The sequence below is a fragment of the Streptomyces sp. NPDC059037 genome (genome assembly GCF_042740015.1).
Lineage (GTDB): Bacteria > Actinomycetota > Actinomycetes > Streptomycetales > Streptomycetaceae > Streptomyces.
Window position 1 is genome coordinate 78444 of sequence record NZ_JBHYIG010000005.1, and the last position, 9016, is coordinate 87459.

Below are 9016 nucleotides of genomic sequence, written 5' to 3' on the forward strand. Positions count from 1 at the left end.
CCCGATGTCACATCCGGCGCCCCCTCGGCCGTCGTACCGGAGAAGGCCCACGACGGACCCCACCGCACCCCACCGCGACAGGAGCCCACCCCATGCGGACCACACGGAACTCGCGGAACACCCGCCTCACCGTCATCGGCGGCGGCTTCGCCGGCCTCACCGCGGCCATCACCGCCGCCGAAGCCGGCGCCAAGGTGACCCTGCACGAGTCCCACCACACCCTCGGCGGCCGCGCCCGCACCGCCGAAGGCCCGTACCGCACGAACGAAGGCCCGCACGCCCTCTACAACGGCGGCCCGCACTGGGCCTGGCTCAAGCAGCGCGACCTCATCGGCCCGCTCGCCCCGCTCCCGCCGCTGGAAGGCAGCCGGCTCCGCCTCCACCACCAGGGCAGGCTCCGCCGCACCCCGCCCCTCGCGATGCTGCGGCTGCTGCGCCGCAAGGCCGAACAGGCTCCCGTGGACGCCGACTTCATGACGTGGGCCACCGGCGAGGTCGGCGAGGAGGGCGCCCGCGCCGCCGCGCACTACATCGCCGTGGCGACGTTCCACCACGACCCCGGCTCGCTCTCCGCCAGGTTCGTGCACGAGCGCCTGCGCCGCGCCACCAAACTGCCCCCGGAGGCCCACTACCCGCGCGGCGGCTGGGGCTCGGTCATCGACCGCATGGCGGCCCTCGCCTGGAACCTGGGCGTACGCGTGGAGACGCTGTCCCGCGTCGACGACCCCGGCGCCCTGACCGCCGAAGGGCCCGTCGTCGTCGCCACCGCGCTCCCCGCAGCCCGCCACCTCCTGCGCGACGAATCCCTGCAGTGGACCAGCGCCCGCACCACCCTCGTCGATCTCGCCCTGCGCTCCCGCAAGGGCGACCCCTTCGCGATCTCCGACCTGGACGGGACCGGCTGGGTCGAGCGGTTCACCACCCAGGACCGGAGCCTGGCCCCCGCGGGCCAGGAGCTCGTCCAGGCCCAGATCCCGCTCTCCCCCGAGGAGTCCAAGGCGGAAGGATCGGCCCGCCTCGACCACCTCATGGACCTGGGTTTCCCGCACTGGCGCGACCGCCTCGTCTGGCGCCGCGACGCCCTGGCCGCCGGCCGCACCGGCGCGGTGGACCTGCCGGGCACCACCTGGCGCGACCGTCCGGCGATCGACCGCGGCGACGGCGTCTACCTGGCGGGCGACCAGGTGGCGGCGCCCGGACTGCTCTCCGAGGTGTCCTTCAACAGCGCGCTGGAGGCGGTGACGCTCGCGCTCGCCCCCGCGAGGCTTGACCTCAAGTCCGCTTGAGGTACGAGAGTGGCGGCACCAAAGACGGCCACCACCCACGGGAGCCCACCATGCGCGCCATCCGCCTGCACACCTTCGGCCCGGCCGAGAATCTCACGTACGAGGAGACGGCGGACCCGGCACCGGCCCCCGGCCAGGTCCGCATCGCCGTCACGGCGGCCGGCGTGCACCTCCTGGACACCGCGATCCGGGCCGGCTTCCAGGGCCCGCTCCCCGAACTGCCGCCGCTGCCCACGGTCCCCGGCCGCGAGGTGGCGGGCACGGTCGAATCCGTCGGCGAGGGAGTCGACCCCGCCTGGCTCGGCAAGCGCGTGGTCGCCCACATCGGCTTCGCCCCCGGCGGCTACGCCGAACTGACCGTCACGGAGGCCGCCCGCCTGCACGAGATCCCGCAGGGCATCGACGACGCGGCGGCCGTCGCCCTGATCGGCACGGGCCGTACGACGATGGGCATCCTGCAGTTCGCCGACCTGGCCCCCGGCTCCGTGGCCGTCATCCCGGCCGCGGCAGGCGGCATCGGCACGCTCCTCGTCCAGTACGCCAAGCACCGGGGCGCCACCGTCGTCGGCCTCGCGGGCGGCCCGGAGAAGACGGCCCGGGTCGGGGCGAACGGCGCGGACCTGGCGGTGGACTACAAGAACCCGGCGTGGCCGGACGAGGTGCGTACGTACCTGAAGAGCCTCGACACCCCCGGTGCCACCGTCGTCTTCGACGGGGTCGGCGGCGCCGCGGGCCGCGCCGCCGTGGACCTCCTGGCCCCCGGCGGCACCCACATCGTCTTCGGCTGGTCCGGCGAGGGCCTGCACGACGGCGAACCCCTGACGTTCACCGAAGAGGAGCTCGCCGACCGCGGCATCACCCAGGTCAACGTCCTCGGCCCGGCGATGATGCAGAAGGCCGGCGGCGACAACCCCGTCCGCACCCTGGAGCTGGCCGCGCTGACCGAGGCGACGCGGGGCCACTTCACGCCCGCCGTCCAGCGCTTCCCCCTGTCGCAGGCCGCGGCCGCGCACCGCGCCCTGGAAAGCCGCGGCACGACGGGCAAGGTCGTACTGATCCCCTGAGAGACCCCTTTACCGACCGGAGCCCAACTCCGCCAACGCCCCGTCAGTCAGCCGATAGACCGTCCACTCGTCCTGCGGCAGCGCGCCGAGCGACTTGTAGAAGTTGATCGACGGCTCGTTCCAGTCGAGCACGGACCATTCGAGACGCTCATAGCCCCGCTGCACACAGATCCGCGCCAGCTCGGCAAGCAGCGCCTTGCCGTGACCGCCGCCGCGCGCCTCGGGCCGTACGTACAGGTCCTCCAGGTAGATGCCGTGCACTCCGCGCCAGGTGGAGAAGTTCAGGAACCACAGCGAGAAGCCGACGGCCTCACCGGACGCGTCGTCCTGCGCGATGTGCGCGAACGCGGCGGGCCGCTCCCCGAAGAGCGCCTCGCGCAACTGCTCCTCGGTCGCCCTGGCCTCGTCGAGCGCCTTCTCGTACTCGGCGAGGTCACGGACCATGGCGTGGATCAAGGGGACGTCTGCGGGTGTGGCGGTACGAATCATGGCCGCAGGGTACGTCGACCCGGCGCCGCCGAGTCGTCACCGTCCAAGGAGCAGTCGCGCGACCTCCAGGTCGTCCTCGTCCACCGGCCGGCCGTCCTCGATCTCCCACAGCGCGTTCTGCAGCACCCGCCCCAGCGTCCAGGCGCGGGCCCGCTCCCGGTCGAGCCCGAGCACCTCGGTCATGGCGTCGAACCGCCACAGCACGTCATCAGCATCGAAACGGTTGTTGATGGCGGGCCAGAGGTCGAAGCCGGGGTCACCGGCAAGCGGCTTCGGGTCGATGGCGAGCCAGGGCTCACGGTCGCTCGCCAGTACGTTCTCGAAGTGCAGGTCCCAGTGCAGCAGCCGGTCGCCGGGCTCCCCCATGACCTCACGCACCGCTCCCCCGCACCGCTCGACGACCGCCCGCTCGGCGGGGTCGCCGATCTCCTTCAGGGCGCCCGGCAGGTCGTCGACCATCTCCGCGGCGATGTCGCCGAGCCGCCGCATCCCCTCGGGCGCGGCCACCGACGTGAGCCGGGCGAGCAGCTCGGCGATGACGAGGACCGCCTTGCGGGTGTCGGCCATGGTCGACAACATCCGCGCGGAGTCGAGCCGTTCGAGCAGCATGGTGCCGGTGCCCGCGTCGTGATCGAGGAGCCGCACGGCCCCGTCACCGCCCCACACCCGAAGACCGACGGGCTCCCCCTCGGTCTCTTCGTCGAGCACCTGGAACTTCACCGCGGCCGGCGTCCCGTCGGCCCGCACCACGGGCAGGACGAGGGCGGCCATGCCGTGCATCGACGGCCCGTCGACGGTCAGGTCCCACCGCTCGACGAACTCCGTCACGCGCGCGGGCAGCCCCGCGATGAAGGCGCGGCCCGCCTCACCGGCGTACATGTGCTGCGACTCGACAAGACCGTCCGGAATGCGAATGTCCATCACGCCCGCGACGCTACCGACGCACGGCCGGCCGCCGCACCGGGATTTCCCGGGCGACGGCCGCACACCGGCGGTCAGGAGATCCCGGACGCCTTGAGCTCCTTGGCGAACGCCGCCTTGTCGAACAGCGCGTTGTTGTCCGGCTTCTCGCCGTCGATGAAGACGGACGGCGTGCCCGTCATGCCGTCGTCGGTGAAGGACTGCATGGCCTCACCGACCCACTTCTTGTACGTCACGTTCTTCACGGCCTTGTCGAAGGCCGGACCCCGCAGGCCGTCCACCTTGTCGGCGATCTTCAGCAGGAACTCGGGCGTGTAGGCGTCCTCGGTCTCGCTCTCCGGCTGGTTGGCGAAGACCGCGGCGTGGAACTGCGGGAACTTGCCCGCGTCGACCGACGCCCGCAGCGCGTTCGCCGCGTTCACCGAGCCATGCCCGCCGAGGTTCTTGTCGAGGAACGAGGCGAGCGTGTACTCGACCTTGACCTTGCCCTCGGCCAGCGGCTTCACCAGGGCCTGCGCGCCGGTGTCCTCGAACTTCTTGCAGATCGGGCAGCGCGCGTCCTCGTACAGCTTGACGGTGTGCCCGGCCTTGGGGTCGCCGACCGTGATGACACCGCCCTTCACCGACGCGGGCACGTCCGCGAGCGCCGCGGTGTCCGCCGATGGCGCCTTCGCGTCGGAGCCGCCGCCTCCGGAGGAGTCCGATGCCGGGGCCGACTCCTCGACACTGCTTCCGCCGCCCGTGATGTCCTCGGGGCCGCAGGCGGCTGCGCCCAGGGCGACGAGTGCGGTGGCGGCCACCGCGGCGGCGATGCGCCCGGCCTTGCGTACGGCCATCTGAACAGTCCTCCAGGATCTCGACACATGACGCACATGACGCTCCGCCACGTGCCGGATCAACGTATCGGAACCCCTCCCCCCGACCCCCTCCCCAAAGCCCCCACCAGCGCAGTAACGTCCGGCACATGAGCAGCACGATCAACGGCGGCATCTCGTACTGGTATGCGGACCACGGCACCCCGGCCCCCCGTGAACCCCTTCCGGGCGACGAGAGTGCCGACGTCTGCATAGTCGGCGGCGGCTACACGGGCCTGTGGACCGCGTACTACCTGAAGAAGGCCGCCCCCTTCCTCCGCATCACCGTCCTGGAGCAGAAGTTCTGCGGCTACGGCGCATCGGGCCGCAACGGCGGCTGGCTCTACAACGGCATCGCGGGCCGCGACCGCTACGCCAGGCTGCACGGCAAGGAGGCCGCGGTCCGCCTCCAGGAGGCGATGAACGAGACGGTCACCGAGGTGATCGAGACGGCCGAGGCAGAGGGCATCGAGGCGGACATCCACCACGGCGGCGTACTCGAAGTGGCGTACACCCCGGCCCAGTTGGCACGCCTGAAGGCCTTCCACGCCACGGAACTCTCGTACGGCGAGAAGGACCGCACCCTGCACGGCGCCCGGGAGACGGCCGACCGGATCCGCGTCGCGGGCGCCGTCGGCTCGACCTGGACCCCGCACGGCGCACGCCTGCACCCGGTGAAGCTGGTGAAGGGCCTGGCGGCGGCCGTCGAGGCCCTCGGCGTGACGATCCACGAATCGACGCCCGTCACAGAGATCAAGCCGAAGCACGCGATCACCCCGTACGGCACGGTCCGCGCCCCCTACATCCTGCGCTGCACGGAGGGCTTCACGGCGTCCTTGAAGGGCCAGCGCCGCACCTGGCTCCCCATGAACTCCTCGATGATCGCGACAGAACCCCTCTCCCCCTCCCAATGGGAGTCCATCGGCTGGGAGGGCCGCGAGACGCTCGGCGACATGGCGCACGCGTACATGTACGCCCAGCGCACCGCAGACGGCCGCATCGCACTCGGCGGCCGCGGCGTCCCGTACCGCTACGGCTCAAAGACGGACAACGACGGCCGCACCCAGCCCGCGACGATCGAAGCCCTCCACGAAATCCTGACCCGCTTCTTCCCCCAGCTGGCCGGGGTAGGGATCGCCCACGCCTGGTCCGGCGTGCTCGGCGTCCCCCGCGACTGGTGCGCCACGGTCACCCTGGACCGCGCGACGGGCCTCGGCTGGGCGGGCGGCTACGTCGGCTCGGGCGTCGCCACCGCCAACCTGGCAGCCCGCACCCTGCGCGACCTGGTCCAGCAGGACTCGGGCCAGGCAGGCACCACGGACCTGACGACGCTCCCCTGGGTCAACCACAAGGTCCGCAAGTGGGAGCCGGAGCCCTTCCGCTGGATCGGCGTCCAGGGCATGTACGCGACGTACCGCAACGCCGACCGCCACGAACTGACGACCCCGACCGCCCAGGCACCGCGCCTGGCCCGGGTCGCGGACCGGCTTTCGGGGCGGCACTAGGAAAAAGCAAGAGCCCCCTGTCGGATTCGAACCGACGACCTACGCATTACAAGTGCGTTGCTCTGGCCATCTGAGCTAAGGAGGCATGCACTGACGTGCCCGAGCAGTGTAACCAACACCGCCCATGCGCCCCTCGAAAATTTCCTCGAAGGTCGCAGGCCCACGACTACTGACAGACCGAGGGCCGCCGGGGTACCGTCCGAACAGTTCACTCAGGTGGACTACACCACTCCCTCTACTCGGATCGTCCGGCACGTTCCTGCCGGTGAAGGGGGCCCTCACCATGGCCACTGTTACGTTCGACAAGGCGACCCGCATCTACCCGGGTTCCGAAAAGCCCGCTGTGGACGGTCTCGAAATCGAGATCGAGGACGGCGAATTCCTCGTACTCGTCGGCCCGTCCGGCTGCGGAAAGTCCACCTCCCTGCGCATGCTCGCGGGCCTGGAGGACGTGAACCAGGGTGCGATCCGCATCGGTGACCGCGACGTCACGCATCTGCCGCCGAAGGACCGGGACATCGCCATGGTGTTCCAGAACTACGCGCTGTACCCGCACATGACCGTCGCCGACAACATGGGCTTCGCCCTGAAGATCGCCGGCGTCAACAAGGCCGAGATCCGCCAGAAGGTCGAGGACGCGGCGAAGATCCTCGACCTCACCGAGTACCTGGGCCGCAAGCCCAAGGCGCTCTCCGGCGGTCAGCGCCAGCGTGTGGCGATGGGCCGCGCGATCGTCCGTGAGCCGCAGGTCTTCCTCATGGACGAGCCGCTGTCGAACCTCGACGCCAAGCTCCGCGTCTCGACCCGTACGCAGATCGCGTCGCTGCAGCGCCGCCTCGGCATCACCACGGTGTACGTCACCCACGACCAGGTCGAGGCCATGACCATGGGCGACCGCGTGGCCGTGCTCAAGGACGGGCTCCTCCAGCAGGTCGACTCGCCCCGCAACATGTACGACCGCCCGGCCAACCTCTTCGTCGCCGGCTTCATCGGCTCCCCGGCCATGAACCTGGTCGAGGTCCCGATCACCGACGGCGGCGTGAAGTTCGGCAACTCGGTGGTCCCGGTGAACCGCGAGGCGCTGTCCGCCGCGGCCGACAAGGGCGACCGCACCGTCACGGTCGGCGTCCGTCCGGAGCACTTCGACATCGTCGAGCAGAACGGCTCCGCCGCGAAGACGCTCAGCAAGGAGGCCGAGGACGCCCCGGCGGGTCTGGCCGTCTCCGTGAACGTCGTCGAGGAGCTCGGCGCCGACGGTTACGTCTACGGCTCCGCCGAGGTCGGCGGCGAGCACAAGGACCTCGTGGTCCGGGTGAACGGCCGTCAGGTCCCGGAGAAGGGCGCGCAGTTGCACGTCGTCCCGCGTCCGGGTGAGATCCACGTGTTCTCGACGTCGACGGGCGAGCGCCTCACCGACTGACCCGGCCCGACCGGGCCTTGAGGGCCCCGCACTTCGCCTGCCCGGCGGTGCGGGGCCCTCAGCTTTGGCCAGCGTTGTCGACAAATACCCCGGCAGACCGGCCATTTCACCCACCGCACGTCAACAGCGCTCCAGAGAAACCTCAATTCCCGTCGCTCGACCGAGTGACTAAATGTCGCCAAATCATCACCGACCGCTACGCTCACTCGCGTGACGCACTCCGCCAACCACACCCAGAAGCCGCGCCGAGCCCACCGAGGCCCCGCGCGCCACATCGGCCGCACCCTCGCCCTCGTCCTGCCCGTGATGCTGGTGCTCTCCGGCACCCTCGCGGTCACCAGCGTCAACTGGTCGGGCAACTCGTCGGACTCGATGCTCACCGCGTCCGCCGGTGATCTCTCCGTACCGGCCAAGTCCCGCGCTCCGCAGGACGTCCTGCGCGACCGGCTTCTCCTGGAGCTCCAGGAGAAGAACCCGGGCGTCGCACTCACCCACCTCCAGAAGGAAGTGGACCGCCACCCGTCGCTCGCCCGGCACTGCGCCTCCATCGCCCGCGCCCTCGGCCGTGCGGCCGTCCGGGCGTACGGCCCGACGCGCGCCCAGTCGTACGCGCGCCCGGTCTGCGACACGTCCTACGCGATGGGCGTCGCCGCCCACCAGAACGGCTGACGGGGGCGCCACGTAGGGTTTCCGGCATGACCGGCGACCCCCACGCACCCAGGCCCACACAGGCCGTAGTCCTGGCCGGAGGCCAGGGCTCGCGCCTCCGCCCTTACACCGACGACCGGCCAAAGCCGATGGTCGAGATCCCCGGCACAGGGACCCCGATCATCGGCCATCAGCTGTCCTGGCTGGCCGCGGAGGGCGTCACGGACGCGGTCGTCTCCTGCGGGCATCTCGCCGAGGTCCTCCAGGGGTGGCTGGAGTCGGCGGACCTTCCGCTGAACGTCACCACGGTGGTCGAGAAGGAGCCCCTCGGCCGCGGCGGCGGTCTCAAGTACGCCGCCCGTCACCTGCCGCACGCGGACCGCCCCTGGTATGCGACGAACGGCGACATCTGGACCCGCTTCTCGCTGCGCGACATGGCGGCCTTCCACGCCGAGCGCGACGCCACCGCGACCCTCGCCCTGGCCCGCCCCCGCATCCCGTGGGGCGCCGTCGAGACGGACGCGTTCGGCCACATCACGGACTTCATCGAGTCCCCGCCGTCCCCGTATCTGATCAACGCGGGCGTGTACGTCTTCTCCGCCTCCTTCACCGCGCTCCTTCCCGACCGCGGCGACCACGAGCGCACCACGTTCCCGCGCCTGGCCCGCGAGAAGAGCCTGGCGGGCTTCCCGCTGCCGCAGGGCGCGTACTGGCGGGCGATCGACACGGCGAAGGACCTCACGGAGGCGGCCAAGGAGCTTGCGGCACAGGGCCGTTGAGGCTTTCTCCCCGTGTACGTACGTGACTGGGGCCCGCACAGAAGCTGTGC

Annotated in this window: 9 protein-coding genes and 1 tRNA gene; 6 read left to right on the forward strand and 4 right to left on the reverse strand. The window is 71.1% G+C overall.

The features are described from left to right. The first annotated feature begins 92 nt into the window (after window positions 1–92). Entirely contained in the window at window positions 93–1286 is a 1194-nt protein-coding gene (locus tag ACFWY6_RS02405) for an FAD-dependent oxidoreductase (protein WP_384685442.1), read from the forward strand. A gap of 50 nt (window positions 1287–1336) precedes the next feature. Continuing rightward, complete coding sequence (locus ACFWY6_RS02410; RefSeq protein ID WP_384685444.1) at window positions 1337–2350, forward strand: zinc-binding dehydrogenase; 1014 nt, start codon at window positions 1337–1339, stop codon at window positions 2348–2350. A gap of 9 nt (window positions 2351–2359) precedes the next feature. On the opposite strand, the gene ACFWY6_RS02415 is transcribed toward ACFWY6_RS02410, so the two are convergent. From ACFWY6_RS02415 to ACFWY6_RS02425, 3 genes are all read right to left on the reverse strand, one after another. Beyond that, window positions 2360–2839: a GNAT family N-acetyltransferase gene (locus tag ACFWY6_RS02415; protein WP_384685447.1), complete on the reverse strand. Its 480-nt coding sequence runs from the start codon at window positions 2837–2839 to the stop codon at window positions 2360–2362. 36 nt (window positions 2840–2875) lie between these two features. After that, window positions 2876–3760, reverse strand: a complete 885-nt coding sequence (locus ACFWY6_RS02420; protein ID WP_384685478.1) for an aminoglycoside phosphotransferase family protein — start codon at window positions 3758–3760, stop codon at window positions 2876–2878. 74 nt (window positions 3761–3834) lie between these two features. Next, window positions 3835–4596 (reverse strand): DsbA family protein, encoded by a 762-nt coding sequence (locus ACFWY6_RS02425; RefSeq protein WP_384685450.1) that lies wholly within the window; start codon window positions 4594–4596, stop codon window positions 3835–3837. Between the two features lie 128 nt (window positions 4597–4724). Here ACFWY6_RS02425 and ACFWY6_RS02430 point away from each other — a divergent pair, with 128 nt between their 5' ends. Beyond that, a complete protein-coding gene (locus ACFWY6_RS02430; protein ID WP_384685453.1) occupies window positions 4725–6119 on the forward strand; it encodes an NAD(P)/FAD-dependent oxidoreductase in 1395 nt (464 codons plus the stop codon). Window positions 6120–6130: 11 nt separating this feature from the next. On the opposite strand, the gene ACFWY6_RS02435 is transcribed toward ACFWY6_RS02430, so the two are convergent. Continuing rightward, window positions 6131–6204, reverse strand: a tRNA-Thr gene (locus ACFWY6_RS02435). Between the two features lie 198 nt (window positions 6205–6402). Between ACFWY6_RS02435 and ACFWY6_RS02440 the strand changes: the two genes are divergently transcribed. The 3 genes from ACFWY6_RS02440 (at window position 6403) to ACFWY6_RS02450 (ending at window position 8966) form a co-directional block, all read left to right on the forward strand. Further along, entirely contained in the window at window positions 6403–7539 is a 1137-nt protein-coding gene (locus ACFWY6_RS02440; RefSeq protein ID WP_384685456.1) for an ABC transporter ATP-binding protein, read from the forward strand. A 210-nt stretch (window positions 7540–7749) separates the two neighbouring features. Then, the gene (locus ACFWY6_RS02445; RefSeq protein WP_384685458.1) at window positions 7750–8208 is read left to right on the forward strand and encodes a hypothetical protein; all 459 of its coding nucleotides are present in this window, start codon (window positions 7750–7752) and stop codon (window positions 8206–8208) included. A 26-nt stretch (window positions 8209–8234) separates the two neighbouring features. Next, the gene (locus ACFWY6_RS02450; RefSeq protein WP_384685461.1) at window positions 8235–8966 is read left to right on the forward strand and encodes an NDP-sugar synthase; all 732 of its coding nucleotides are present in this window, start codon (window positions 8235–8237) and stop codon (window positions 8964–8966) included. The last annotated feature ends 50 nt before the right edge of the window (window positions 8967–9016 follow it).

Bases quoted from the DNA above. Each gene is read 5' to 3' on its own strand.
- ACFWY6_RS02405 (WP_384685442.1), top strand. From the start codon at position 93: ATGCGGACCACACGGAACTCGCGGAACACCCGCCTCACCGTCATCGGC.
- ACFWY6_RS02410 (WP_384685444.1), top strand. From the start codon at position 1,337: ATGCGCGCCATCCGCCTGCACACCTTCGGCCCGGCCGAGAATCTCACG.
- ACFWY6_RS02415 (WP_384685447.1), bottom strand. From the start codon at position 2,839: ATGATTCGTACCGCCACACCCGCAGACGTCCCCTTGATCCACGCCATG.
- ACFWY6_RS02420 (WP_384685478.1), bottom strand. From the start codon at position 3,760: ATGGACATTCGCATTCCGGACGGTCTTGTCGAGTCGCAGCACATGTAC.
- ACFWY6_RS02425 (WP_384685450.1), bottom strand. From the start codon at position 4,596: ATGGCCGTACGCAAGGCCGGGCGCATCGCCGCCGCGGTGGCCGCCACC.
- ACFWY6_RS02430 (WP_384685453.1), top strand. From the start codon at position 4,725: ATGAGCAGCACGATCAACGGCGGCATCTCGTACTGGTATGCGGACCAC.
- ACFWY6_RS02440 (WP_384685456.1), top strand. From the start codon at position 6,403: ATGGCCACTGTTACGTTCGACAAGGCGACCCGCATCTACCCGGGTTCC.
- ACFWY6_RS02450 (WP_384685461.1), top strand. From the start codon at position 8,235: ATGACCGGCGACCCCCACGCACCCAGGCCCACACAGGCCGTAGTCCTG.